The sequence below is a fragment of the Microbacterium testaceum genome, assembly GCF_006539145.1.
Lineage (GTDB): Bacteria > Actinomycetota > Actinomycetes > Actinomycetales > Microbacteriaceae > Microbacterium > Microbacterium testaceum.
In genome coordinates this window covers 13,966-38,431 of record NZ_BJML01000013.1, presented here as the reverse complement: position 1 = coordinate 38,431, position 24,466 = coordinate 13,966, and the positions used below count along the sequence as shown (strand labels likewise).

Annotated in this window: 26 protein-coding genes; 9 read left to right on the top strand and 17 right to left on the bottom strand. The window is 68.6% G+C overall.

The window, feature by feature from the left end:
* Positions 1-2: 2 nt before the first annotated feature.
* On the bottom strand, positions 3-416 hold the full coding sequence (gene rpsP, locus MTE01_RS15605; RefSeq protein ID WP_056230889.1) for a 30S ribosomal protein S16: 414 nt from the start codon (positions 414-416) through the stop codon (positions 3-5).
* Between the two features lie 233 nt (positions 417-649).
* Between rpsP and MTE01_RS15600 the strand changes: the two genes are divergently transcribed.
* Both MTE01_RS15600 and MTE01_RS15595 read left to right on the top strand, forming a co-directional pair.
* Positions 650-1,813 (top strand): glutamate--cysteine ligase, encoded by a 1,164-nt coding sequence (locus MTE01_RS15600; RefSeq protein ID WP_141378311.1) that lies wholly within the window; start codon positions 650-652, stop codon positions 1,811-1,813.
* Between the two features lie 49 nt (positions 1,814-1,862).
* A complete protein-coding gene (locus tag MTE01_RS15595; RefSeq protein WP_141378310.1) occupies positions 1,863-2,588 on the top strand; it encodes an SGNH/GDSL hydrolase family protein in 726 nt (241 codons plus the stop codon).
* A gap of 30 nt (positions 2,589-2,618) precedes the next feature.
* Here MTE01_RS15595 and ffh read toward each other — a convergent pair whose 3' ends face one another.
* Together ffh and MTE01_RS15585 are read right to left on the bottom strand one after the other, a co-directional pair.
* Positions 2,619-4,163 (bottom strand): signal recognition particle protein, encoded by a 1,545-nt coding sequence (ffh, locus tag MTE01_RS15590; RefSeq protein WP_103208932.1) that lies wholly within the window; start codon positions 4,161-4,163, stop codon positions 2,619-2,621.
* 155 nt (positions 4,164-4,318) lie between these two features.
* A complete protein-coding gene (locus tag MTE01_RS15585) occupies positions 4,319-4,867 on the bottom strand; it encodes a TetR/AcrR family transcriptional regulator (RefSeq protein WP_103208929.1) in 549 nt (182 codons plus the stop codon).
* 64 nt (positions 4,868-4,931) lie between these two features.
* Here MTE01_RS15585 and lipB point away from each other — a divergent pair, with 64 nt between their 5' ends.
* From lipB to MTE01_RS15565, 4 genes are all read left to right on the top strand, one after another.
* Positions 4,932-5,570, top strand: a complete 639-nt coding sequence (gene lipB, locus MTE01_RS15580) for a lipoyl(octanoyl) transferase LipB (RefSeq protein WP_141378309.1) — start codon at positions 4,932-4,934, stop codon at positions 5,568-5,570.
* A gap of 26 nt (positions 5,571-5,596) precedes the next feature.
* Complete coding sequence (gene lipA, locus MTE01_RS15575) at positions 5,597-6,601, top strand: lipoyl synthase (protein WP_103208924.1); 1,005 nt, start codon at positions 5,597-5,599, stop codon at positions 6,599-6,601.
* A gap of 127 nt (positions 6,602-6,728) precedes the next feature.
* Positions 6,729-7,898, top strand: coding sequence for an inorganic phosphate transporter (locus tag MTE01_RS15570; RefSeq protein WP_103209911.1), 1,170 nt, complete (start codon positions 6,729-6,731; stop codon positions 7,896-7,898).
* Positions 7,895-8,221 carry a hypothetical protein gene (locus MTE01_RS15565; protein WP_141378308.1) on the top strand — a complete coding sequence of 109 codons (327 nt, stop codon included), beginning with the start codon at positions 7,895-7,897 and terminating at the stop codon, positions 8,219-8,221. Before MTE01_RS15570 ends, MTE01_RS15565 begins: the two co-directional genes overlap by 4 nt.
* A 1-nt stretch (position 8,222) precedes the next feature.
* Here the strand turns inward: MTE01_RS15565 and MTE01_RS15560 are convergent, their stop codons facing one another.
* The 4 genes from MTE01_RS15560 to smc form a co-directional block, all read right to left on the bottom strand.
* Positions 8,223-8,651, bottom strand: coding sequence for an MSMEG_6728 family protein (locus MTE01_RS15560; protein WP_103208921.1), 429 nt, complete (start codon positions 8,649-8,651; stop codon positions 8,223-8,225).
* Positions 8,652-8,655: 4 nt separating this feature from the next.
* Positions 8,656-9,156, bottom strand: a complete 501-nt coding sequence (locus MTE01_RS15555; RefSeq protein WP_103208919.1) for a DUF2004 domain-containing protein — start codon at positions 9,154-9,156, stop codon at positions 8,656-8,658.
* A gap of 69 nt (positions 9,157-9,225) precedes the next feature.
* Positions 9,226-10,098: a signal recognition particle-docking protein FtsY gene (ftsY, locus tag MTE01_RS15550; RefSeq protein ID WP_141378307.1), complete on the bottom strand. Its 873-nt coding sequence runs from the start codon at positions 10,096-10,098 to the stop codon at positions 9,226-9,228.
* 4 nt (positions 10,099-10,102) lie between these two features.
* Positions 10,103-13,654 (bottom strand): chromosome segregation protein SMC, encoded by a 3,552-nt coding sequence (gene smc, locus MTE01_RS15545; RefSeq protein WP_141378306.1) that lies wholly within the window; start codon positions 13,652-13,654, stop codon positions 10,103-10,105.
* Positions 13,655-14,108: 454 nt separating this feature from the next.
* On the opposite strand from smc, the gene MTE01_RS15540 reads away from it, so the two are divergent.
* Both MTE01_RS15540 and MTE01_RS15535 read left to right on the top strand, forming a co-directional pair.
* On the top strand, positions 14,109-14,396 hold the full coding sequence (locus MTE01_RS15540) for a reeler domain-containing protein (RefSeq protein WP_103208911.1): 288 nt from the start codon (positions 14,109-14,111) through the stop codon (positions 14,394-14,396).
* 67 nt (positions 14,397-14,463) lie between these two features.
* Positions 14,464-15,543: a GNAT family N-acetyltransferase gene (locus MTE01_RS15535; RefSeq protein WP_141378305.1), complete on the top strand. Its 1,080-nt coding sequence runs from the start codon at positions 14,464-14,466 to the stop codon at positions 15,541-15,543.
* A 42-nt stretch (positions 15,544-15,585) separates the two neighbouring features.
* Here the strand turns inward: MTE01_RS15535 and MTE01_RS15530 are convergent, their stop codons facing one another.
* From MTE01_RS15530 to MTE01_RS15485, 10 genes are all read right to left on the bottom strand, one after another.
* Entirely contained in the window at positions 15,586-15,870 is a 285-nt protein-coding gene (locus MTE01_RS15530) for a WXG100 family type VII secretion target (RefSeq protein ID WP_141378304.1), read from the bottom strand.
* A complete protein-coding gene (locus MTE01_RS15525; RefSeq protein ID WP_147301882.1) occupies positions 15,867-16,295 on the bottom strand; it encodes a hypothetical protein in 429 nt (142 codons plus the stop codon). Before MTE01_RS15525 ends, MTE01_RS15530 begins: the two co-directional genes overlap by 4 nt.
* Before the next feature lie 98 nt (positions 16,296-16,393).
* Entirely contained in the window at positions 16,394-18,214 is a 1,821-nt protein-coding gene (locus MTE01_RS15520; RefSeq protein WP_141378303.1) for an alpha/beta hydrolase, read from the bottom strand.
* On the bottom strand, positions 18,214-18,501 hold the full coding sequence (locus MTE01_RS15515; protein WP_141378302.1) for a hypothetical protein: 288 nt from the start codon (positions 18,499-18,501) through the stop codon (positions 18,214-18,216). The genes MTE01_RS15520 and MTE01_RS15515 overlap by 1 nt, the downstream gene beginning before the upstream one ends.
* A 98-nt stretch (positions 18,502-18,599) precedes the next feature.
* The gene (mutM, locus tag MTE01_RS15510) at positions 18,600-19,490 is read right to left on the bottom strand and encodes a bifunctional DNA-formamidopyrimidine glycosylase/DNA-(apurinic or apyrimidinic site) lyase (protein WP_141378301.1); all 891 of its coding nucleotides are present in this window, start codon (positions 19,488-19,490) and stop codon (positions 18,600-18,602) included.
* Positions 19,483-20,175 (bottom strand): ribonuclease III, encoded by a 693-nt coding sequence (gene rnc, locus MTE01_RS15505; RefSeq protein ID WP_141378300.1) that lies wholly within the window; start codon positions 20,173-20,175, stop codon positions 19,483-19,485. The genes mutM and rnc overlap by 8 nt, the downstream gene beginning before the upstream one ends.
* Positions 20,176-20,185: 10 nt before the next feature.
* The gene (rpmF, locus tag MTE01_RS15500; RefSeq protein ID WP_013586329.1) at positions 20,186-20,395 is read right to left on the bottom strand and encodes a 50S ribosomal protein L32; all 210 of its coding nucleotides are present in this window, start codon (positions 20,393-20,395) and stop codon (positions 20,186-20,188) included.
* 2 nt (positions 20,396-20,397) lie between these two features.
* Positions 20,398-20,892: a YceD family protein gene (locus MTE01_RS15495; RefSeq protein WP_103208886.1), complete on the bottom strand. Its 495-nt coding sequence runs from the start codon at positions 20,890-20,892 to the stop codon at positions 20,398-20,400.
* Between the two features lie 209 nt (positions 20,893-21,101).
* Positions 21,102-21,599, bottom strand: a complete 498-nt coding sequence (coaD, locus tag MTE01_RS15490) for a pantetheine-phosphate adenylyltransferase (RefSeq protein WP_103208883.1) — start codon at positions 21,597-21,599, stop codon at positions 21,102-21,104.
* Between the two features lie 41 nt (positions 21,600-21,640).
* A complete protein-coding gene (locus tag MTE01_RS15485) occupies positions 21,641-23,815 on the bottom strand; it encodes an ATP-dependent DNA helicase RecG (RefSeq protein WP_103208880.1) in 2,175 nt (724 codons plus the stop codon).
* A gap of 83 nt (positions 23,816-23,898) precedes the next feature.
* On the opposite strand from MTE01_RS15485, the gene rsmD reads away from it, so the two are divergent.
* On the top strand, positions 23,899-24,465 hold the full coding sequence (gene rsmD, locus MTE01_RS15480) for a 16S rRNA (guanine(966)-N(2))-methyltransferase RsmD (protein WP_141378299.1): 567 nt from the start codon (positions 23,899-23,901) through the stop codon (positions 24,463-24,465).
* Position 24,466 lies beyond the last annotated feature (1 nt).

Genomic DNA, 24,466 nt, shown 5'->3' with positions numbered 1-24,466 from the left:
AATTACTCGGCCGAGGTCTCGGCGGCGTCCTCAGCGGGCGCCTCGGCGGGAGCTTCGGCCTTCTTCTCGGCCTTGGGCTTGACGACGGACTTCTTCGAAGCGTCGGCCTCGAACGCGGCCTTGGGCTCGCGGACCTTGACGGTGGAGACGGCGTTCTTGTCGCCCTTGAACTTGCCCCAGTCGCCCGTCAGCTTGAGGATGGCGGCAACCTGCTCGGTGGGCTGGGCGCCCACGGACAGCCAGTACTGCGCGCGCTCCGAGTCGACCTCGATGAACGAGGGCTCCTCGGTCGGGTGGTACTTGCCGATCTCCTCGATGACACGACCGTCGCGCTTGGTGCGCGAGTCGGCGACGACGATGCGGTAGTAGGGCGCGCGGATCTTTCCGAGGCGCTTGAGACGGATCTTGACAGCCACGATGACTCCAAATGATGAAAACGAACGAACCGAACGCCTGGAGAGTGGGGTGCACACCCGGCGGAAGCTCAAAAGGGTGGACCGACACTGGATAGAGGGTCGAGTGGCGGGTCCAGCCCTCTATTCTGCCAGATACTCAGGCCCCACGTTGACACGCGACGCACCGCGACACGCGGTGTCTCGGAGGGTAGCGGAGGATCCCGGCATCCGACCCCCGTGTCAGACTGAGCCGCATGAGGCTGCCGTTCGCTGCATCGACGCGTTCGTCCGTGGGTCTGGAATGGGAGCTCATGCTCGCGGACCGCGAGACGGGCGATCTGGTCCCCCGCGCGCCCGAGATCCTCGACCAGCTCGAAGACAAGACCGCGCTCGAGCGGTTCACGGTCACCGGTGAGCTGCTCACCAACACCGTCGAGGTGACCAGTGGCGTGGGTCACACGGTCGCCGAAGCCGTCGACGACATCGCCGACGCCATCTGCGCCCTCCGGGACGAGACCGAGCCGCGCGGCGTGGAGATCCTCTGCGCCGGCAGCCACCCCTTCGCGCAGTGGTTCGACCAGGAGGTCACCGACAAGACGCGATACCACTCGCTCATCGAGCGCACGCAGTGGTGGGGGCGAAACATGATGATCTGGGGCATCCACGTGCACATCGGCGTCGACGACGTCGAGAAGGTCGTGCCGATCGTCAATGCGCTGAACGTGTATCTCCCGCATCTGCAGGCATTGTCGGCATCCAGTCCCTTCTGGGCGGGCGAGCGCACCGGCTACGCCTCCAACCGTGCTCTCGTCTTCCAGCAGCTGCCGACCGCGGGGCTCCCCTGGCAGCTCGACTCCTGGGGCGACTTCGAGAGCTACCTCGACGACATGGTTCGGACGGGGGTGATGGCGGATGCCAGCGAGGTGCGCTGGGACATCCGTCCGGCGCCCAAGTGGGGCACCGTCGAGATCCGCGCCTGCGATGGGATGTCGACCCTGCCGGAGCTGGCCGCCGTCGCCTCTCTCGCGCAGACGCTCGTCGAGCATTTCTCGCGCCTGCTCGACGAGGGGCGCGAGCTTCCCGGCATCCCGGCGTGGTACGCCCGCGAGAACAAGTGGCGCGCCGCGCGCTACGGCCTCGACGCCCGTGTGATCGTCGACCGCGAGGGTACGCAGCGCCCGGTGGTCGATCACCTGCGCGAGACGATGGAAGAGCTCGCCGACGTCGCACTAGAGCTCAAGTGCGCGAAGGAGTTCGCGAGCCTCGAGACGATTCTGGCCACGGGCGGCAGCTCGGCACGTCAGATCGCGGTGGCCGAGGCCGCAGACGGGGATCTGCGCGAGGTCGTTCAGCATCTCATTCGCGAGTTCCGCGGAGGCCCCACGTTGAGAGAGCATCTCGCGGCGCTCCGCGTCTAGGGGTCGAGCTCGGCGCTCGTTCATAGGTGCGCGATCTTAGGATCGCGTCATGACGTTCGGACGCGGTATCAGGGGGGCCTCGATGGTCGCGCTCTCCGCGGGCGTCATCGCGATGGTCGCCGGGTGCGCGTCCGATCCCTCACAGCCCGCAACCGTGCCCACCTTCGCGGCTCCCGTTCTCGAGGCCACACCATCGCCTTCACCCAGCCCTGGGACGCCGCTGCGCGTGGTGACCCTCGGAGACTCGCTCATGTCCGGCTTCGGCCTGGAGCCGCAGCAGGCGTGGCCGACGCTGCTCGCTGGACGTGCGCACCTCTGGCTGACGAACCTCGCCTGTCCGGGCATGGGCTTCGTCGTCCAAGGAGATTGCGGCACGACCTACGCCGGGCTCGTTCCCGCGGTCGCGGCCCTGCAACCTCAGCTGCTCATCGTGGAGTCGTCGAGCAACGACTTCTGGGAGGACGAGGACGAGATCCGCGCCGACACCGAGGACACGGTGGACCAGTTGCGCTCAGCCGCCCCCGACGCGCGGATCATCGGCCTGAGCACCATTTGGAACGACGACCCCGATGTTCCCGGCGACACCACAGTCACCTCCGACGCGCTGAAGAACGCCGTCGAGAAAGTCGGAGGGTCGTTCATCGACGTCGGTCAGCCGCTCGCGGGCCATCCCGAGTGGATGCAGGAGGACGACGTCCACCCCACTCCGCGGGGTCAGCGCGCGATCGAACAGACGGTCATGTCGGCTCTGCAGGACGCCGACGTCCTGCCCTGACATCGCAACCGGTGCACCCCGGAAGACGGGTCAGCCGCGACCGAGCATCTTCTGCAGTTCGGCGAGGTCGGCCTCGCTCGGCGCCGCCTGACCGCCCAGGCCGAAGCCCGAACCCGTGGCCGGAGCGGAAGCCGCGATGCCGGCGTTCTCGGCCGCCCGCTTGGCCGGGTTGCCCGAGCGCGAGCCCTTCGCCTTCTGCTGCTTGCCGCGCTTCGACGACGCACCGGGCTTGCCACCGACGGGCCCCATGCCGGGGATGTTGGGCACACCTCCGCGAGCGACGGTCTTCATCATCTTCGCGGCCTGCTCGAAGCGCTGCACGAGCTGGTTGACGTCGGTGACGGTCATTCCCGAACCGCGCGCGATACGCAGACGACGGGAGCCGTTCAGCAGCTTGGGGTTCCGACGCTCGGCGACCGTCATCGAGCGGATGATGGCCTCGGTGCGGTCGATCTCGCGCTCGTCGAAGTTCTCGAGCTGTTGCTTCATGTTTCCCATGCCCGGGAGCATCCCGAGCATCTTCTTCATGGAGCCCATCTTCTTCATCTGCTGCATCTGCTCGAGGAAGTCCTCGAGAGTGAAGGTCTCCGTCGCGAGCTTCTCGGCGACCTTCATCGCCTCGGCCTCGTCGAAAGCCGACTGCGCCTGCTCGATCAGGGTCAGGATGTCGCCGAGGTCGAGAATTCGGGATGCCATGCGGTCGGGGTAGAAGGGCTCGACGTCGTCGAGTCCTTCACCTGTCGAGGCGAAGATGATGGGGCGTCCGGTCACCGAGGCGACCGAGAGCGCCGCACCTCCGCGGGCATCGCCGTCGAGCTTCGACAGCACCACGCCGGTGAAATCGACACCGTCCTGGAACGCCTTGGCCGTGTTCACGGCATCCTGACCGATCATCGCGTCGATGACGAACAGCACCTCGTCGGGGTTCGTCGCGTGACGGATGTCGGCGGCCTGCTTCATCAGCTCGGCGTCGACACCCAGACGGCCGGCGGTGTCGATGATGACGATGTCGTGCTGCTGACGCGTGGCGTACGCGACGCCGTCACGGGCGACCTTGACCGGGTCGCCGACGCCATTGCCCGGCTCCGGCGCGTAGATGGTGGCACCGGCGCGCTCGGCGACGACCTGGAGCTGGTTGACGGCGTTCGGGCGCTGGAGGTCGCACGCGACCAGGAGCGGCGTGTGTCCGTCCTTCTCGAGCATCTTGGCGAGCTTGCCGGCGAAAGTGGTCTTACCCGACCCCTGGAGGCCGGCGAGCATGATGACCGTCGGCGGGTTCTTCGCGAACTCCAGACGACGCTGCTGTCCGCCCAGGATTCCGATGAGCTCGTCGTTGACGATCTGCACGACCTGCTGCGCCGGGTTGAGCGCACGGTTGACCTCGTCGCCGAGCGCACGCTCGCGCACGGCAGCCGTGAACTCCTTGACCACGGGCAGGGCGACGTCGGCGTCGAGAAGGGCACGGCGGATCTCGCGCACCGTCCCGTCGACGTCGGCGGGCGTGAGCTGGCCCTTCTTCCGGAGGTTGCGGAAGGTCTCTGTGAGCCGGTCGGAGAGGGTGCCGAAAGTCGCCATGATGTGACGAGTTTACGCGGGGTGCGCCGCGTTCGCCGCCGCGCACTCACCCGCCGGTGGCCCGACGCGGGCGATTCGCCGAACCTCGACCCGATTCGGAGGGATGCCGCTGACCCCGGCCATGTCTCGGGGGTGGGGCGGACGACCCTGTCGCGTCACGCGAGAGCGAGCGCGGCGTCCAGCACTTCGGCGAGGGGCCGCCCGGCGGCGGTGCGGTCCGCCCACGCCCACACGGCGGCCAGGACGGCGGCCGAGAGCGCGCCCGCGCGAACCTGGGCGGCCAGCTCCGGCGTGCCATCCCGCATGAACCGCGTCGCGAGTTCTCGCTGCAGCCGGAATTGCCGGACGGCCCGGTCGCGGTCGAGCTCGACGGAGATGCCCATGGCGTCGGCGTTGGTGATCGCGAGGGCGAGTGCGTCGGGTGCGAGACCCGCGCCGATCGCCGTCAGGCACTGGGCGACCGGCTGGCCTTCGCGGAGGCGCTCGATCGCGGCATCCGCCTGCTCGTCGTATCCCGACCAGAGCACGTCGCTCTTGGCGGAGAAGTAGTTGAAGAAGCTCGAACGGCTCACTCCCGCGCGGCGGGTGATGTCGGACACGCTGGTCGCGTCATAGCCCTGCTCCAGGAACAGTTCGCAGGCCGCCTCGGAGAGCACTTCGCGCGAGGAGGCGCGCGGTCGTCCGCTTCGAGGCTCGGGGGTCACCGCCCCAGCCTACGGGGGCGCCTCGCGTGTATTGTTGGACGCGATCCAACATCGGAGGCGGTCGATGATCGACATCCAACAGGTGGGCCTGTCCCCGCACTACGTTCCCTACCTCGACGGCTGGGCGCATCAGCGTCGCATACACGCAGACGTCGTCGCGGGAGCCCGCGTCGACACCCTGCTCCTTCTCGAGCACGAGGCGGTGTACACCGCGGGAAAGCGCACTGAGGCGCACGAACGCCCCGACGACGGCACCCCCGTGATCGACGTCGACCGCGGCGGGAAGATCACGTGGCACGGCCCGGGCCAGCTCGTCGGGTATCCGATCGTGCGGCTCCCCGAACCCATCGACGTCGTCGCGCACGTCCGCCGCCTCGAAGCCCTGCTCATCGACGCTCTCGGTGCCCTCGGCGTCGACGGCTTCCGCGTCGAGGGACGCAGCGGCGTCTGGGTACGGCGCCCCCTCGGTGTGGACAAGGTCGCGGCGATCGGAGTCCGCGTCGAAAGAGGAGTGACCATGCACGGCTTCGCCGTCAACTGCGACAACACCCTCGCGGGCTTCCGCCACATCGTCCCCTGCGGGATCTCGGATGCCGGAGTGACCACCGTCAGCGAGGTGCTCGGCGCCGACGTCTCCCCCGCCGATCTCGTCCCTGCGATCGAGCGCGTCTTCCGCGCCGAGGACGCGGTGGTGGCCGCGTGAGCGCCTGCGGAACCGGGAGCGCCGGGGTGCCGGCATCCACTGCTCCGAACGGCCGCAAGCTCCTGCGCCTCGAGGTGCGCAACGCCGAGACGCCGATCGAGCGCAAGCCCGAGTGGATCAAGACCAAGGCCAAGATGGGCCCGGAGTACACCGCCCTGCAGAACCTCGTGAAAACCGAGGAACTCCACACGGTCTGCCAGGAGGCGGGCTGCCCCAATATCTTCGAGTGCTGGGAGGACCGCGAGGCGACCTTCCTCATCGGCGGTTCGCAGTGCACGCGCCGCTGCGACTTCTGCCAGATCGACACCGGTAAGCCCGCCGACTACGACCGCGACGAACCTCGCCGCGTCGCCGAGAGCGTCACCCGGATGCAGCTGCGCTATGCCACCGTTACCGGCGTCGCCCGTGACGACCTGCCGGACGAGGGCGCGTGGCTGCACGCCGAGACCGTGCGCCGCATCCACGCCGACAACCCGGGTACCGGGGTCGAGATCCTCGCGACCGACTTCTCGGGTAACCCGGCACACCTCGAAGAGGTCTTCTCGTCGCGACCCGAGGTCTTCGCGCACAACGTCGAGACCGTCCCCCGCATCTTCAAGCGCATTCGCCCGGCGTTCCGCTACGAACGCTCCCTCGGCGTGCTCACCGCCGCGCGAGAGGCGGGGCTCATCACCAAGTCCAACCTCATCCTCGGCATGGGCGAAGAGCCCGAAGAGGTCGTCCAGGCCCTCGAAGACCTGCACGCTGCGGGCACCGACATCATCACGATCACGCAGTACCTGCGCCCCACCCCCCGCCACCTCCCCGTGCAGCGCTGGGTGAAGCCGGCCGAGTTCGTGGAGTTCAAGGAAGAGGCCGAGCGCATCGGCTTCCTCGGCGTGCTCGCCGGGCCCCTGGTGCGGTCGTCATACCGCGCCGGACGCCTGTGGGCGCAGTCGATGGTGTCCAAGGGCCGCGAGATTCCGCCGCACCTCGCGCACCTCGCGAAGGACATCGCGTCCGCCGACGCGGGCTTCGCGCAGGCGGTGTGAGCGCGCAGAGCGGAGAGTAGACCTCTCCGCTCCCACGGGATAGGGAACACTTCGTTCACCGCCGAGGTCTACCGTGTCGCCGGGCCAACCGACCCGCTTCCGGTATCACTTCTCGATCGGAGTCGCGGTGGATCTCACCGTCCTCGTCCCCGTCCTTCTCGTCGTCGCCCTCTCGATCTTCTTCGACTTCACCAACGGCTTTCACGACACCGCCAACGCCATGGCGACGTCAGTGGCCACGGGCGCGCTGAAACCCAAAGTCGCGGTGCTCATCTCCGCGATCCTCAACCTCGTCGGCGCGTTCCTGTCGACCGCGGTGGCCAAGACGGTGTCGGAGGGGATTCTCGCCCAGAACGACCAGGGGCTTCCGCAGATCACCGCGCCGATGATCTTCGCGGGGCTCATGGGCGCCGTGGTGTGGAACCTGCTGACCTGGTGGCTCGGGCTGCCCTCCAGCTCCACCCACGCGCTTTTCGGCGGACTGATCGGGGCGGCCGTCATCGGCGTCGGCTTTCAGGCCGTCGAGTGGGGAGGGGTGCTGTCGAAGATCGTCCTGCCCGCTCTGCTCTCGCCCTTCATCGCCGGGATCGTGGCCCTCGCCGCGACCTATCTCGTGTACCGCGTGACGAAGATGGCGACCGTCGCCGGATCGTCCACCGCCTTCCGTCACGGCCAGACGGTCTCGGCCTCGCTCGTCTCGCTCGCGCACGGCACCAACGACGCCCAGAAGACGATGGGCGTCATCACGCTGACCCTCATCGTCGCCGGCTTCCAAGAGGCGGGCACCGGCCCGCAGCTGTGGGTCATCCTGTCCGCGGGGCTCGCGATCGCCCTCGGCACCTACCTGGGCGGCTGGCGCATCATGCGCACGGTCGGCAAGCGCATCACCGACGTGAAACCTCCGCAGGGCTTCGCCGCCGAGACCAGCGCCGCCTCGACCATCCTCATCTCGTCGACCCTCGGCTTCCCGCTCTCGACCACGCAGGTGACCTCCGGCGCCGTGATCGGCTCGGGGCTCGGCAAGCGCCTCGCGTCGGTGCACTGGAACGTCGTCACCCGGATCGCCTTCGCGTGGGTCGTCACGCTGCCCGCGGCCGCCGTCGTCGGCGGAGGCGCCGCATGGGCGGCCTCGTCGGGCATCGCCGGCCTCGTGGTCGTGCTGGTGGGCGGCCTGGCCGTCTGCGTGGGCCTGTTCCTGCTCGCCCGCCGCCGCCCGGTGTCGGCCGAGAACGTCAACGATGAGGCGGTGGATGCCGATCGCATCGGCCAGCGCCAGACCGAAGGAGAACGCGCGTGATCACTCCCCTTGAAAGCGCCGGCGCCTCGGGCTGGCTCGGCACCGAAGCAGGGTCGATTCTGCTCGTCTTCGTGGTGGGCCTGGCCGCCACCCTCATCATCGTGGGGCTGTACGCCCTCGGCATCCGATTCTTCGCCGTCGGCGCCCCCGACATTCGAGTGCCGGATGGAGACGACCCCGAAGGACCGACCGCGGTGGTCGCGCCGCGCGAGACGCCGCGACCGCTGCCCGCCACCATGGCCGGTCTCGTCTGCTTCGCCGGCGTCGCCGCCGCGGTGGTCTACGGGATCTACCTGGTGATCCCGCTTTTCCACGGAAAGTGAATCAGACCGGCCAGACGTACGGCAGGTCGTCGGGGACGTCCCCGAAACGGGGGATGTAGAACTCGGGGTCCTTGCGCACGAGGTTGGAGCGGTGGGCGAGGTGGAACGCCTCGTCTCCGATCCAGGGCGGGAGGTCGAGCTCGTTCTGCGTGAGGCCGTCGACCTCGGGCGCGAAGACGCGGATCTTCTCTCGGACGGTGTCGGCCCGGCCCTGGGCGATCCACTCGTCCGTCACGACGAGGCCGTACGACACGAGCGCCGGCAGATGTCCGTCCCACATCTTCGCCGCCGGATGATGACGCCAGCCATGGTCGGGCACGGTCAACGCGCGCAACAGCTGGAACGTCTCGACGCGCTGCTTGCCCAAGCGCTTGAGGTCGAGAGCGGCGGCGGATGCCGTGAACGAGGGGTACGGCAGAAAGGTTTGCACGCGCTCAGTCGGCGCTAGTGACCGACTGGACGCTGCCGTCCGAGGCGAGGTTCACCAGGAGTACGTCGTCGGTCGCGTCGGGGTCCAGCGCATACTCGAGGACGGCGAAGGGGTCGGCTCCCCCGTGTTCGTCGGCGAGGATCGTCATGCTCATCAGCTGCAGCGCCTTGATGACGTCGATGTGCGTGTCGCCCGAGACATCCGTCAGCAGGTCTTCGAGCTCCTCGCCCAGGGTGGCCTGCTGCTGAAGGATGTACTCGGTCACCTCACTCGTGCGCGAGTCGAGCTCGTTCACCATCGCGTTCCGCGCGGCGAGGTCGATGGCCTCGAGCGACGAGACCATGGATGCCGCCACGTCGAGCGCCTCGGCCGACACGTCGTCCTGGTCGGGGGCCGTCAGATCGACCGTGACGCTCTGATCGCCGAACTCGACGTTCTCACTCCAGAAGATCGACCCGTCGGGGCCCGACTCGAGGAGTCCGAAGAAGTCGTGCTCGATGGCCATGACTCCATGTAAGCATTCCGCCCGGTGTTCGGGAAGACGACCCGCCCGGGTCGATGCGTGCGAGAGAAGTCAATCGACGAGCGAGGCGGCGAACACGTGCGGGGTGAAGCCCGTGAGGTCGTTGATGCCTTCGCCCTGACCGAGGAGCTTCACCGGGATGCCGGTGCGCTCCTGGACCGCCAGCACGAAGCCGCCCTTCGCGGAACCGTCGAGCTTCGTGAGCACGAGGCCCGTCACCCCGGCGCTGTCGAGGAACGCCTGCGCCTGCATGAGGCCGTTCTGGCCGGTGGTGGCATCCAGCACGAGGAGGACCTCGGAGATCGGCGCCTGCTTCTCGATGACGCGCTTGATCTTGCCGAGCTCGTCCATGAGCCCGCCTTTGGTGTGGAGCCGACCTGCCGTATCGACCAGAACGATCTCCGTGCCCGTCTCTTTCGCGTGCGCGACGGTCTGGAAGGCGACGGATGCCGGATCCTGGCCTTCGTGCTGGGGGCGGACGATGGTCGCTCCCCCGCGTTCGGCCCAGGTCGCCAGCTGGTCGACGGCCGCGGCGCGGAAGGTATCGGCCGCCCCGACCGTGACGGTGCGGCCGTAACGCTGCAGGAACTTCGCGAACTTCCCGATGGTGGTGGTCTTGCCCACACCGTTCACCCCGACGACGAGCACGACCGCGGGACGCTCGGTGAGGCGCAGCGTCGTGTCGAACTTCGCGAAGTGCTCCTCGAGGGTCTCCTTCAGCATGCGCTGCAGGTCGCGCGGGTCAGTCGTACGGAAGCGCTCGACCTTCTCACGGAGTTCGTCGACCAGACGCTCGGTGACGTCTGGACCGAAATCGGCGGTCAACAGGGCCGTCTCGAGGTCGTCCCACGTGGTCTCGTCGATCGTGGGTTTGACGAACAGTCCGCGAAGAGCGCGGCCCAGCGACCAGGAGTTCTCAGACATTGTTTCAGCTTACGGGGGCGGCCTCGTCGGGGGCCTTCTCGGCCGGCGCTCGCGACGCGCGCACCGTCGCTCGATCGCCGACCCTCTGACCCACCACAGCCGACACACCGTCTTGACGCATGGACACTCCATAGAGCGCGTCGGCGATCTCCATCGTGCGCTTCTGGTGTGTGATGACGATGAGCTGACTGCTCGCTCGAAGCTTCTCGAAGACGCCGAGCAGGCGCCCCAGGTTCGCGTCGTCGAGCGCCGCCTCCACCTCGTCGAGGATGTAAAACGGGCTGGGACGGGCCGTGAAGATCGAGGTGAGGAACGCCACCGCCGCCAGCGACCGCTCGCCTCCCGACAGGAGCGACAGTCGCTCGATCTTCTTGCCGACCGGGCGCACCGAGACCTCGATGCCGGTGGTCAGCGGGTTGTCGGGATCCGTGAGCGAGATGCTGCCCGCCCCACCCGGGAAGAGAATCGGGAAGATCTCGGTGAAAGCCGCACGCGTGTCCTCGAAGGCGGCAACGAAGATCGTCTGCATGCGCTCGTCGAGATCGGCGATGATCGTCTGAAGATCGGCACGCGTCTGCTGCAGATCGGCGAGCTGCTCGGTGAGGAACGCATGTCGCTGTTCCAGTGCGGCGAACTCCTCGAGGGCCAGCGGGTTCACGCGACCGAGTTGCGACAGCTTGCGCTCGGCATCCTGGAGCCGACGCTTCTGAGCGGCGCGCTCGAAGGGCACGCCCTCCTCCGCGTTCTCGGTGGGGATCGGCTGGTCGGGGCCGTATTCCGAAACGAGAATGTGCTCGTCCAACGCGAGCTCGGACTGAGCACGCTCGAGAAGTCCGGTCACGTGGAGCTTCTTCTCATGCATCTGCAGCTCGAGCCCGTGGACGCTCTCGGTCAACCGTGCCAGACGCTCTCGGACGAGGGACTCGTCGGCTCGAGCACGAGAGAGCTCCTCCGTGATCGCCGTGCGGGCGGACTCTGCGGCCGTCAGCTCGACGCGCGCCTGACTGACCGAGCGATCGACCGAGTCGAGCAGGGTCGGGAGCTGGCCCGCGACCTCAGCCGCGATCTCACGCTGCGCGCGGCGAAGCACAGCACGGCGGGCCGCCTCGGCGGCCGCGGTTCGCTCGCGATCCCGCTGCTGCTCGAGTTGCACGACGCGCGCCTCACCGGCACGGACGCGTTCTTTCAGCGTCTCGATGTCGAGGCGGGCGCGCATCTCGGTCTCGCGCGCGGCGTCGACCTCTGCCGCCATTCCTTCGCGCGCTGAGGCGTCGAGGAGCGGGCGTGGCGCGTCGAGGGCCCGGGCCAGCGCGTCGTCGGCCCGACGTGCCGCGTCCTCCGCCTCGGCGACCGCGCTCTCGGTCTGCGCGAGCCCGGCGACAAGCCGGTCGCACTCGGCGACCGCGGCTTCATGGCGTACGGTCACGCGGTTGACCTTCTCCGCGTGGGCGGCCAGGGCTGCGTCATGCGCGCGAAGGGTCGAAAGAGCGTCTTTCGTGCGCTGGCGCGCATCGACCTGCAGACGCTGTTCGTCGGCGAGGGCTTCTCTCAGCGAATCCACGATCACGACGACCTCGTCGAGCCGTTCCACGGCGGCGTCGCGCTCGGCGGCGAGTTCGAGGCGCGACCGGCCCGAGCCCGAGCCGGCGCGAACGGTCCGTGCGGTCACGACCTCGCCCGCGCGAGTGACGACCGTGAGCCCGTCCGACAGACTCGACTGCGCCGATCTCGCGGCGTCGAGGTCGTCGACGATGAGGACGCGAGCCAGGATGCCGAGCACCCCGGGCGAGGCCGTGACGACATCCGCTGCGAGCACCGCACCGTCGAGAGCCGGCGGGGACTCCCCCGGCCCGGGGGCGTCGGCCAGAGCGATCTCGACCAGACCCAGGTCGGCCTCGGCGGCCGTGCGGGCCGCGGTGAACGCCGCTTCCGCGTCGTCGACGAGCAACCCTTCCGCAAGGGTGCCGAGCACCGCGGCAACCGCCGCTTCGTATCCGGCCTTGACCTTCAGATCGTCGCCGACGAGACCCCGGATGCCGGAACCCCCGGCCGAGATCAGATCGGCGGCCGCGTTGCGGACGTCCAGAGCGCGGCCGAGAGCCGTGGTCTGCGCGGTGAGCGCGTCGCGCTCGCGCTCGGCGGCGTGCAAGCGTTCGCGCAGGCCGGACACGCGCGCCTCGACGTCGTTGGCGTCGCGTTGAGCTCGCTCGTAGGCGGCCGCGTGCTCGGCCGTCGAGGCCTCGGGGACCACGTCGGGATCCAGCTCGGCGACGGCTTGCTCGGCTTCCGCCCGTCGGATCAGCGCGGCGTCGAGCGCCCGCTGCTGCCGGTCGACACCGGCGCGCACGGCGGCAAGAGCCGAGCTCGCCGCATCCGCCGCTCCCCGCAGACTCGTGATCTTCATGTCGTGTTCCGACACCAGCGCGCTCTGCGCAGCGATGTCGACGTCGAGCGCGTCGAGGTCGGCGCGGGCACGCGCCACCGCTCGGGACGCCTCTGCCGCGGCATCCTGAGCCTCGCCGAGACCCCCGGCGATGTCGTCGATCTCGGCGCGGACGTCGTCGATCATCGACTGTGTCACCGTCGGGGCGAAGCCCGACCCGTCCGTCTCGTCGTCGCCGAGAAGCGTCAGGCGCTGGCCGGCCAGTGTGTAGAGTCCTCGCAGTCGCTCCTGCACCTGCTCGAGCGCGAAGGCGACACCGCGCGCGCGGTCGACGGCGTCCGAGCGCTGATCCTTCTCGAGGCGCTCCACCCGGCCGCGCAGCCCCTCCGACTGCTCCTGCAGGCCCAGCCGCTCGGTGTGGCGCTCGCTCTCGGCTCGAGCGGCGTCGGCGAGTTCCGCGCGTAGACGGACGAGCTCATCGGCGTAGAGGCGCGCTTTCGCGTCGCGGACCACCGCGGCGATCGTCGCTGCCTCTCGGGCGATCTCGGCCTGCTTGCCCAGCGGCTTGAGCTGCCGGCGCAGTTCGCCGGCGAGATCGCTCAAGCGAGTGAGGTTCGTCTCCATCGCCTCGAGCTTGCGGACGGTCTTCTCTTTGCGTCGGCGATGCTTGAGGATTCCTGCGGCTTCCTCGATGAACCCGCGACGGTCCTCCGCCGATGCCTGGAGCACGGTGTCGAGGCGGCCCTGCCCGATGATCACGTGCATCTCGCGCCCGAGGCCCGAATCGCTCAGCAGCTCCTGCACGTCGAGCAGGCGGCACGTCTGCCCGTTGATGGCGTACTCGCTCGCGCCGGTGCGGAACAGCGTGCGACTGATCGTCACCTCGCTGTAGTCGATCGGCAGAGCACCATCGGCGTTGTCGATCGTCAGCTGGACCTCGGCGCGCCCCAGGGGTCCCCGCGTCGAGGTGCCGGCGAAGATGACGTCCTCCATCTTGCCGCCGCGAAGGGTCTTCGCCCCCTGCTCCCCCATCACCCAGGCCAGGGCGTCGACGACATTGGACTTGCCCGACCCGTTCGGTCCGACGATGCATGTCACGCCCGGCTCGAGGGCGAAGGTGGTCGACTGCGCGAAGGACTTGAAGCCCTTGAGCGTCACGCTCTTCAGGTGCATGTCACCCGCCCTCCGCTCGATCGACCCGCGTGTTCACGGTATCCGAGAAACCGCGGGATTCCGCGGCGGCGGGCCGGTGGGCGCGGTTCGACGCGCCCGGCACGCGCCCCAATCTGAGCGGGAGCTTGACATTCGCTGACAGCCTTCGCTAGCGTCTGAGGTCGCAACCGACGTCGAAAGGAGGTTACTTCCATGATTCGCACCACGACCGGCTTCACCGCCATTGGCTTCAACGCCGTCCCCGTGCTCTCCGCATACGCCACGGGAGTGACCACCGCCGTCGGCATGCCCCCTCGTCAGGGCTAGTTCGCCGCGTCGAGACGCCTTGTCGTCTCCGCTTCCCGTGAGCCCGTCTCCTCGACGTCGGCCATCCGGACCCTCTGCGTCCGCCCCCGCGTGAGCTATCTGCTCGACGCGATTCCTCCTCGCTAGATCTTCTTCACGGAGCTTCCGCATGAACGCCCTGTTCACGCGCGCGCCGCAGCACTCCTCGGCCGCGCCTTCCACCCCTCCCACTCCCTCCACGGTCACGTTCGACACGACGGCGTACCGACCTCTCGGCCTCTTCGACCGGCTGTCGCTGCGCCTGGGGCTGTGGCTGCTGAACCGCCATGCCAACCGGGCGCGCGCCCTCGACCACCGCGCGGTCGAAGCCCTGCGAGCTCGCGACGCGGCCGCCGAGCGGGACCGCCGCGAGCGGGCCTGGCAGAGCACCGCAGCATTCAGCCGCCCGCCGTTCTGATCCCGGTGGGGTCGGCCTCTCGGCCGGCCCCGCCCCTCCCCCGTCTCATCCGACGAAAGACCTTCGAATGACTTCCTTCCCCGCCGGCCTCGAGCTGCGCCCGCTTCACATCCCCGCCCGCATCGACGATCCGGATGCCGCGGACTTCCGCGAGATGGTCCGCCTCCGCAACCTGGTCTACGCCGAGATCTCGGGGCACGACGATTCGTTCATGCCCGCCGACGAGCTCCTCCCCCTGTACCAACCCCAGCCCGAGATGAAGCGGTACGCGTGGATCGCCGTCTTCCACGGCGAGGTCGTCGGGCGGGTGGGCCTCGACTTCCCGCAGGAAGAAGGCGCCCGCACCGGATTCTGGCTCATCGAACTGCGCCGCTCCGCGTGGGGCCACGGCATCGGACGCGCCGCCTATGCGCTCATCGAGAGCACGGCGCGCGAGCACGGACGTACCGTCCTGCAGTCGTGGGCCGAGCATCCCGCCGCGGACGGACCGCGCCTCGACGCGCCGACGGGATTCGGCTCGATCCCGCGGGATCACGCGGCGCGGTTCCTCCTGGCATCCGGATTCTCGCTCGAACAGATCGTGCGCGTCAGCTCGCTCGATCTCGCCGGGGCACGACCACGTCTTGATCAACTGCTCGCGGACGCCGAACAGGCGGCCTCGGGCTACCGGATCGTGCAGTGGACTCTGCCCACGCCCGACGAGTTCGTCGATGCGTTCGCGTGGATGAAGTCGCGTATGGTGACCGACGCCCCCTCGGCGGACCTCGAGTTCGACGAGGAGGTGTGGGATGCCGGTCGGGTGCGCCGCTACGAAGCCGGCTACATCGACGCCGGACGGCACATGCTCGTCACCGCCGCCCAGCACGTCGACACTGGTGAGCTTGCGGCCTTCAACGAGCTCGTCATCGGCAAGGACCGCACCGCTGCCACCAGCCAGGAGGACACCCTCGTCGTCGCCGCCCACCGCGGCCACCGGCTCGGCATGCTCGTGAAGTGCGCGGGACTCCTCGCGTGGCACGACGTCGCACCGGAGTCACCCCGCGTGCTGACCTACAACGCCGAAGAGAACCGCCCCATGCTCTCGATCAACGAAGCCATCGGCTTCGCCCCGATCTCGTACGAGGGAGTGTGGAAGAAGGTGCTGTGACCCGAGAGGGGGACGGGTCTAGCGTCCCGTCCCCCTCTCGCGTCACGACCACAGTGCGGTCACATCTGACTCGGTCTGGGTGAGACGGTCACCGGCGTGCTGCGCCGCTCCCGTCGCATCACCCAGCGCGGAATGCAAGCGACCGATGGAGTCCGCCCATTCTCGGTGAGTACGCTCGTACGCAGCCTGCGCGGCACCCGACCACTGCCCACGCAGTACGGTGACCTCCCGATCGAGGCCGTCCAGCTGATCCTGGATGCCAGCGATCACCCGTCGCAAAGCGGCGATCGTCTCCGCGTGCCGCTGGGGATCGAATCTGAGGGTCATGGGGTCGGCGTGGGGCTCGTGAGTTCGAAGATGTCGCCGGGTACGCAGGCACTGGTGGCCTGGAAGTATACAGCGCGATCGCTGACGTCCAGCAGATAGTAGCTGCCATCCGGTTCGGTGCCCGTGAGGTAAGGCGGATCAGAAAGAATCCACCGTGGCGGAGTCAGGTTCGTGTCGCGCTCGACCGTCACGTCGTGTCCTCGCTCCTGCCACACTTTCTGCGCGTTTGCGATGAGATCAGCGGCAGCGCTCGGCAATGGCTCGGAGCGGGACGCGGCAAACGACAACTTCACGCGCGGTCCCGCAGAGTCGTCGGCGCAAGCTAGCCACGAGGCGTCATCTACTTTCCAGCCCTCAGCCGCGACCGCGGCTGCGCTCGCCTCGTAGAGATCGAGGATCTGCGCCTTGACATCTTCTGGGGTCACGTCGGGTCCCTTCGAGTTCTGGTCGCCACCGGGTGAGCAAGCGGTGAGCAGGACGACGAGCAGCGCGCTGACTGCGATGTAAGTGCGTCTGTTCATAGTCAACGAATGCCGTTCCACCCGACCGGGTACTCATTCGATCCGCTCGAGTGATGCGGCCCGATGAGGTCTGATTCTGTCAGCGGTTTGTCGACGATGACCTCGTCCCCGCGGCCCGTCGTTGCCAACGCCGTGTTGAACTGCGCGGTCGTGTTCGCATCGAAGTAGCTGAATGTCTCCGAGCCATCGCCGAACGGTCCGTGTTTGTCAACCGCGCGCAGCGTCTCGCCGCCGGGGGCGATGCCCGCTTCCGAGGAGAACTCGCGCGCCCCGAACGATGTCGCTGTCGGGTCGACGCGTCCGTCTAGGACGACGTACGAGGTGATCTGCCCGACAGGCGCCCAGCCGTCGTGACGGGCTTGAGATGCGAACACCTGTCCGGGAGGCACATTCAGGTCCGCGACGTTGTCTACTTGATTGTCTACACCGGCCGAGCCGAGCAGGACGACGTGGTCCGCGTGAGCGTCGGTGAGTGCGAGTGCCGCGACATTGGTGCCATAAGAGTGGGCGATGACAGAAACCGAGGCAGGGATGCCCGATGCTTCGTGAACAGCAGCCATCGACGTGAGGTCTTTCGATAAGGCGGGTGCGCCCGCCTCGGCTTTCCCGTTGAATGCCACGTCCACCGGCATATCGTTCGTCGGGGGGTGGTAGCCCAGCCACGCGATAACGGCGTAGTCGCCGAGCTCTCCGCCGCCCGCACGGCGCTGCGCGTACTGGAGTTGCTTCGCAGCATCGACGTAAGTCGCCATGTCACCCGCCACGTTCGAGTTCATCCCCGGCACGATGAACGACACATTCCTCGCGGCATCCAGGTCGCCGACGGCGACCTGCGCGAGCGGAGGTTCGTCAAGCACAACCGACACCAACGTGTGACTCTGGGCCGACTTCTTCAACGCCTCTAGCGCCGCGATCTGCTCCGACTTGTCGAGGGGGCTGCGCTTGGCATCCGCGATCGCTTGGTCGAGCACGATGCGATTGGCCTCATCACGCGCGCGGTAGGCCACTCCGCCGAGGTTGCCGATGACGGCGGGGGCAGCGTGGACCAGCGCTTCCTGCTGGCCACCGTCGAGACCCGACCACCAGCTCGCGACATCGGCGGGCGACGCCTGCGAGAGAAGAGCGGCAAGGTCGGGACGCGCCGACAGCAGCGACGTGAGGTCGTCGCCGCGCAACGACTTCAGGACCGAGAGCGCCGTCGCCGACGTCACCGGCCCGCTTCCGAGGGCTGCGCTCGACGACGCCCACACGGATCCGCTGTCGGCTCGGAGCACCGCGGTCGCAACAGCCACAGCCGCGGTTGCGGTGCGTGCCGCATCGGCTACCCATCTCCGCCCCTCGGCAAGCCAGCTGTCAGCCGTTGCGAACGCCTCCGCACTCGTGCGCGGCGGAGTCGTGTCGGCGCCCCCGGCGAACACGAGGGGCCACGCGCCGGAGAACGGCTCGACGAAGCCCGGCAACTCCGCACCGGCCGTCTGCTCCGTGCGTTGAAGGGACCGCGCATAATCCCAACCCTCGATCGCGGTCGCAGCTCTCGCCTGTGCCCCCGCCAACGCCGAAGCGTATGCGCGCATCGCGGCGCCGACACGGGCCAGCGCCTCGTCCGCGTCGGACCACGCGGTCGCCACCCGGGTCACGCGGGCGGTGTAGGCGTCGGCGGACTGCCCCACCCAGTCGTCGATGTTCTTCTTCCTGCCGACCGTCTCGGCGGCCTGCCGTGCGACACGCGAGCGCCGGGCGCACAGCTCGACGATTGCCTGGACGTCTCCGACCGAGCCCGGCACCAAGGAAATCGGATCGGAGGTCTGCCCCAGTTCCGCCATCAGAAATTATCCGCCTGGCGCACGTCACGAACACCTTCTTCATCGGCTGTTTCATACAACGTCGCCGAGGCCGCCAATGTCTGACACACACCCTCGGTCGCGGACACCCGCTGCATCCACCCACCTGTCAGAGCCTGCATGAACGCCGACAAGGCCGCGGCGAGCTCAGCATCGCCGACACGTGCGGTCGCCGCCGTTGCCGTCTCCGGCTCAGTGATCTGTACGGCGTACCGGACGACCGAAGCCGCGAAACGCAGTCCTTCCGGATCCACCGACCACTCGTTCATCGCCAACACTGTACCGATTACGCAACGTTACCGACGAGCACGACGACAGAAATCACCCGACGAATCAGCCGCTCTGGAGCGCGCGGCCCATGGTCCTTTCAGCGCCGCTTCTGGCAGTGCGGGCAGAAGTGGCTCGACCGGTTCATGAACGACACCCGCACGATCGGTCGCCCGCACCGCGGACACGGCTGGCCGGTGCGCCCGTAGGCGTTCAGCGAGTGGGCGAAGTAGCCGGCCTGACCGTTGACGTTCACGTACTGCGCGTCGAAGCTCGTCCCGCCCTCAGCGAGGGCCTTTTCGAGCACCGCCTGGATCTCACCGAGCAGACGGTTGACGGCGCGCGTCGAGAGATCGGATGCTGCGGTCTCGGGGTGGATACGCGCGGCCCACAGCGACTCGTCGGCGTAGATGTTGCCGATACCGCTCGCCACTGTCTGATCCAGCAGCACGCGCTTGATCCCCGAGGAGGTCCGCGCCACTCGCGCGCGGAATCGCGCGACATCGAACGCAGGGTCGAGGGGATCTCGACCGATGTGCGCGACCTGCGTCGGCACGCGGGCGAGCTCCGAGCCGCGGCCGCCCGCTGCTCCATCGGGCGTATCGACGAGCCGGTCAACGGCGAGCGAGCCGAAGGTGCGCTGGTCGGCGAAGACGACCGAAAGCGACCCGTGCACCGGATGCTCCAACTCGATGCGGATGCGCTCATGCCGCTCCTCCGGCGCCCCGGGGGAACGCAGCAGCATCTGCCCGCTCATGCCGAGGTGGGTGACGATGGCCTCGTCGTCGGCCACCGGCATCCACAGGAACTTGCCCCGCCGCACGGCCGACGAGATGCGCCTCCCGGTGAGCTCCGCTTCGAAATGCGCAGCTCCCCCCGTGTGGCGGGTCAGGGCACGCTCGTCACGGACGTCGACCGACGCGATGAGGGCCCCCGTCACGGCGGGCTCGAGCCCGGCGCGGACGACCTCGACCTCGGGAAGCTCAGGCACGTGCGTCGAGCTCGCGCCACGCGGTCAGCGCCGCTGCCATCTCGGCGTGCTTCTTGCTCGAGCCGACGCCCGTGGTGACGACGTCGCCCGTCGTGACGGTGGCGGTGAACCGCCGGTCGTGGTCGGGGCCGGTGGCCTCGACCACGTACGCGGGTGCCGCCAGTCCCAGGCGGGCAGCGATCTCTTGCAGGCTCGTCTTCGGGTCCATCGCCGCGCCGTAGCGCTCCGGGTCAGCGAGAAGCGGTTCGACCAGGCGAAGCACCATGTCGGTCGCCGCATCGGGGCCGGCCGACAAGAACGTCGCCCCGATGAGGGCTTCCATGGTGTCGGCGAGGATCGAATCCTTGTCGCGCCCACCGGTGAGGATCTCGCCCCGACCCAGTCGCACGTGGTCGCCGAGACCGATCGTGCGGGCGACCTCAGCCAACGCCACCGTCGACACGACGCTCGCGCGACGTTTCGCGAGGCTTCCTTCGTCGAGGTCGGGATGCCGTGTGAACAGCCGGACCGTGACGGCCTGGCCGAGCACCGAGTCGCCGAGGAACTCGAGACGCTCGTTGTGCGGAATGCCGCCGTTCTCGTAGGCGAACGAGCGGTGCGTCAAAGCAAGAGAAAGAAGCTCGGGGTCGATCTCGACCCCGAGCTTCTCGGTGAGCGCTGTGCGCTCGACGTTCTTACGCGTCACGAATCGCCGATCAGACGTCGGCGACCTTGCGGCCCTTGTACTCGAGGAAGAGCTCGGTGCCCTGCGAGTCGGTGACGACCTTCGCCTGGTGGGGACGGCTGTAGACGACCTTGCCGTTCTCGATGGTCTTGACCAGCGCGGGGGCTTCAGCCTTCCACTGCGCACGACGCGAGCGGGTGTTCGAGCGGGAGACCTTCCGCTTCGGGGGGTTACCTGCCATGACTAGCTCTTCTCTGTCTTGGGGGCGGCGCGGAGCGCATCGCCGTCGTCTGGGGTGTACTGCTGGAGCGCAGCCCATCGAGGATCGACAGGCTCCTGCTCCGTGGTGCCGGGGCTTTCCGTCAGCCTCTCGCCCGTGTTCGGGTCGAGCCCGGGGCAGTCCGGCTGACACACCGGCTGGAACGGAAGCGACAGGACAATGGCATCCCGGACCAGATTTTCAAGATCCACGTGGTCGTCTTGAACGTCGAAGTCACTCGCTTCGTCCCCAGGATACGCGAAAAGTTCCTGGAACTCGACTTCGACAGGCTCGACGATGTCGATGAGGCAGCGTCCGCACACCCCCGTGGCGCTGGTGTCGACCGTGCCCGACACGAGGATCCCCTCGTGGACGGACTCGAGACGCACATCGAGTTCGAGCATCTCGGCCTCGGGGACGGAGAGCAGGCCCTCCCCCCATTTCTCGGGGGTCGGGATGTCGAGGGTGTGTTCGCGCATCTCGCCCGGGTGGCGCTCGATGTCGCGTACGGGGAGCTGGAAGGGTCCGGGTCGGCGAGTTCTCACGGTGGTCAATGCTACCCGTGCGCCCCTGAGCAAGGGCCGGGCGGACGCGCCGGTGCCGCACTCGCAGAGCCCACATCACGCATAAGCGCTCTCAGCGCTCACAAACGCGAGGAGCGCGTTTATGCGTGGGGGGACGGCGCGCGTCAGATGCCGCGGGCGCCGGTATCGAGGAAGCGCGCGACGGCGGGCGGGACGTAGGGCGACACGTCGCCGCCGAGTCCGGCCACCTGACGTACGAGCGAGCTCGAGACGAGCGCGTGCGAGGGGTCGGGCAGCAGGAACACCGTCTCGACGTGCGCGAGGTCGCGGTTCACGATCGCCATCGGCGTCTCGTAGGCCACGTCCACCTGAGAACGGATGCCCTTCACCAGCACCTTCGCCCCCACCTCGGTGCAGTAATCGACGAGCAAGCCCATGCTCCACGCGGCGACGATGACGTCGCCCTCGACGCCGGCCTCGGCGATCGACCGCTCGAGCAGGCTCTGCCGCTGGGCGATGGGGAGCATCGCTTCTTTGCCCGGGTTGTGGACCACGAGCACGTGCAGCTGGTCGAAGAGCCCGGCCGCGCGGCGGATGACGTCGAGGTGGCCGAGGGTGGGCGGGTCGAATGAGCCGGGAACGACGGCGATCCGGGGGTCCATGCGGCCAGCCTACCGATGCGACCCTCGGAACGACCCGACGGTCAGGACTTCGCCAGAGCGGCGCGCTCCTCGACACCCACGCGCCGTTCGAGTGCTGCGGCGAGGCCGGGATGCCGAAGCAGAGCCGGATCGTCGGCGAGAAGCCTCTCACCCTCGGCGCGGGCCTCGGTGATGAGATCGGCGTCGGTGACGACGCGCAACAGACGCAGCGACGAACGGGCCCCCGACTGCGCGCCGCCGAGCACGTCTCCCTCTCCGCGCAGCTCGAGGTCGACCTCGGCGAGGGCGAACCCGTCGAGCGTCGCAGCCACGGCTTCGACGCGAGAGCGCGCCGACGTACCCGGCGCGGCCTCGGTCACCAGCAGGCACAGGCCCGGGAGGCCGCCCCGGCCGACGCGCCCGCGCAGCTGATGCAGCTGCGAGACGCCGAAGCGGTCAGCCTCGAGGATGACCATGGTCGACGCGTTCGGCACATCGACCCCGACCTCGATCACGGTGGTGGCGACCAGCACGTCGATGTCGCCGCGCGCGAAGGCCTGCATGACGGAGTCTTTCTCGTCGGAGGGCATCTTGCCGTGCAGGATCTGCACGCGGATGCCGTCGAACGTGGGCAACCGTGACAGAAGCGCCTCGACCTGAACGACACCCCACCGGGTGCGCGCTCCCTCGGCCGCGGCAGCGGGCACATCGGCGGGTTCGTCGGTCTTCTCGTCGGCGGTGAGCTGGTCGGAGTCGATGGCGGCGCACACGACGAAGGCCTGGCGGCCCAACGCGACCTCTTCGGCGACGCGATCCCACACACGGGCGAACCACGCGGGTTTCTCGGCCAGCGGCGCGACGAAGGACTGGATGCCGGCACGCCCGGCCGGCATGGTGCGAATGGTCGAGACGTCGAGGTCACCGAACACCGTCATCGCCACCGTGCGCGGAATCGGAGTGGCCGTCAGCACGAGCGTGTGCGGGGAGCTTCCCTTGGAGCGCAGCGCCTCGCGCTGGTCGACCCCGAATCGGTGCTGCTCGTCGACGACGACGAAGCCGAGGTCCGCGAAGGTGGTGCTCGCACTCAGCAGCGCGTGGGTCCCCACGACGATCCGCGCCTGACCCGACGCGACGCGCAGAGCCGCCTTGCGTCGTTCGGCGGCGGGCATCTGCCCGGTGAGCAGCGTCGGCATGATCTCGGGCGCGAGCTCGGGGCCGAGCATGCGGGCGATCGAGCGCAAGTGTTGACCGGCCAGCACCTCGGTGGGGGCGATGAGGGCGGACTGCCCGCCGGACTCGGCGACCTGCAGCATCGCGCGAAGCGCCACGAGCGTCTTGCCCGAACCCACCTCACCCTGAACGAGACGGTTCATGGGCCAATCGGCCACGAGGTCGGCCTCGAGCTGAGCTCCCACGCTCTGCTGGTCGGCGGTCAATTCGAACGGAAGGATGGCATCGAACCGCTCGAGCAGACCACCGGCCTCCGCCGGCCGCTTCGTCGCCGACAGAGCCCGCACGAACTGCCGCTGCTGGAGCAGGGCTGTCTGCAGAACGAAAGCCTCATGCATGCGCAGGGTCGCGACCGCGGGCGGGATGTCGTCGTCGGTCTCGGGGCGATGGATCTGCTCGAGCGCCGCGCGCGCGGGGAGGAGACCGCGGCGGGCTCGCAGGTCGTCGGGCAGAGGGTCTTCGACCTCTCCGAGTCCGTCGAGCACGAGAGAGATGGTCTTCTGCACGAGCGTGCTCGGGATCGAGCTCGTCGCGGGATAGATCGGGATGGGCCGCTTCGCCGTCACCTCGGCCTCGGCACGAGCCTCGGCGATGTCGTCGAACAGCTCATAGTCGGGGTTCGTCAGCTGCGTCTGGCGGCGGTACTCGCCGACCTTGCCCGAGAAGATGCCGCGGCGCCCCGGAGTGAGGTCTTTCAAGCGCCAGGGCTGATTGAAGAAGGTCAGCGACATGCGCCCGTCTCCGTCGCTGATGACGACTTCGAGCAGGGAGCCGCGGCGGTTCTGCATGCGACGCTCGTTCGCGCTGACCACCTCGGCGACGATCGTGACCGGCTCCCCGAGCGGGAGGGAATCGATGGGCGTGAGCTCACCCCGACGGGCATAGCGCCGGGGGTAGTGCTCGAGCAGCTCGCCCACCGTCTTCACGCCGAACGCCTTCTCGAATGCCGTCGCGGTCTTGCCGCCGATGGCGCCGTCCAGGCGCGACGCGAGCGAGAATCCGGGCATGCTCCGAGTCTAGGCAGGCCCTCGGACATCGCCGTTCGCGCGCGCGCACGGGACCGCCGCGCCGAGGACCCTAGGCTGGAGAGGTGACGCGCATCATCTCGGGCCGGGCCGGAGGCACGGTCCTCGACGTCCCACCCAAGGGCACCCGTCCCACGAGCGACCGCGTCCGCGAGTCGCTCTTCGGAGCTCTCGAATCCGCGGGCCTGCTCGACGACGCGCGCGTGGCCGATCTCTTCGCGGGCTCCGGCGCCCTGGGGCTCGAGAGCCTCAGTCGCGGCGCCGCCTCTGCGGACCTCGTCGAACTGTCGGCGCCCGCCGCGGCCCTCATCCGCAAGAACGCCGAACGGGTGAAGACGGCCGGCGTCACCGCCCCCGCGCGCGTGCACAAGGCGAACGTCACGACGTTCCTCTCGGCATCCGTCCTCGAATGGGACCTCGTCTTCCTCGATCCGCCCTACGACCTCGCCGACGACGAGCTCACGAAAGCGCTCGTCGCGCTCGCGCCGCGCCTGCACCCCGACGCCACGGTGATCGTCGAGCGGGCGAAACGATCCGCCGCTCCCGAGTGGGCCGCCGCGGGACTCGAGGCCGAGCGCGATCGCGCCTACGGCGACACCACGATGTGGTGGGGGCGACCGCAGAGCGTCTGAT

Bases quoted from the DNA above. Each gene is read 5' to 3' on its own strand.
- MTE01_RS15600 (WP_141378311.1), top strand. From the start codon at position 650: ATGAGGCTGCCGTTCGCTGCATCGACGCGTTCGTCCGTGGGTCTGGAA.
- MTE01_RS15595 (WP_141378310.1), top strand. From the start codon at position 1,863: ATGACGTTCGGACGCGGTATCAGGGGGGCCTCGATGGTCGCGCTCTCC.
- ffh (WP_103208932.1), bottom strand. From the start codon at position 4,163: ATGGCGACTTTCGGCACCCTCTCCGACCGGCTCACAGAGACCTTCCGC.
- lipB (WP_141378309.1), top strand. From the start codon at position 4,932: ATGATCGACATCCAACAGGTGGGCCTGTCCCCGCACTACGTTCCCTAC.
- MTE01_RS15555 (WP_103208919.1), bottom strand. From the start codon at position 9,156: ATGGCCATCGAGCACGACTTCTTCGGACTCCTCGAGTCGGGCCCCGAC.
- ftsY (WP_141378307.1), bottom strand. From the start codon at position 10,098: ATGTCTGAGAACTCCTGGTCGCTGGGCCGCGCTCTTCGCGGACTGTTC.
- smc (WP_141378306.1), bottom strand. From the start codon at position 13,654: ATGCACCTGAAGAGCGTGACGCTCAAGGGCTTCAAGTCCTTCGCGCAG.
- MTE01_RS15540 (WP_103208911.1), top strand. From the start codon at position 14,109: ATGAACGCCCTGTTCACGCGCGCGCCGCAGCACTCCTCGGCCGCGCCT.
- MTE01_RS15535 (WP_141378305.1), top strand. From the start codon at position 14,464: ATGACTTCCTTCCCCGCCGGCCTCGAGCTGCGCCCGCTTCACATCCCC.
- MTE01_RS15530 (WP_141378304.1), bottom strand. From the start codon at position 15,870: ATGACCCTCAGATTCGATCCCCAGCGGCACGCGGAGACGATCGCCGCT.
- MTE01_RS15520 (WP_141378303.1), bottom strand. From the start codon at position 18,214: ATGGCGGAACTGGGGCAGACCTCCGATCCGATTTCCTTGGTGCCGGGC.
- MTE01_RS15515 (WP_141378302.1), bottom strand. From the start codon at position 18,501: ATGAACGAGTGGTCGGTGGATCCGGAAGGACTGCGTTTCGCGGCTTCG.
- rpmF (WP_013586329.1), bottom strand. From the start codon at position 20,395: ATGGCAGGTAACCCCCCGAAGCGGAAGGTCTCCCGCTCGAACACCCGC.
- MTE01_RS15495 (WP_103208886.1), bottom strand. From the start codon at position 20,892: ATGCGCGAACACACCCTCGACATCCCGACCCCCGAGAAATGGGGGGAG.
- coaD (WP_103208883.1), bottom strand. From the start codon at position 21,599: ATGGACCCCCGGATCGCCGTCGTTCCCGGCTCATTCGACCCGCCCACC.
- MTE01_RS15485 (WP_103208880.1), bottom strand. From the start codon at position 23,815: ATGCCCGGATTCTCGCTCGCGTCGCGCCTGGACGGCGCCATCGGCGGC.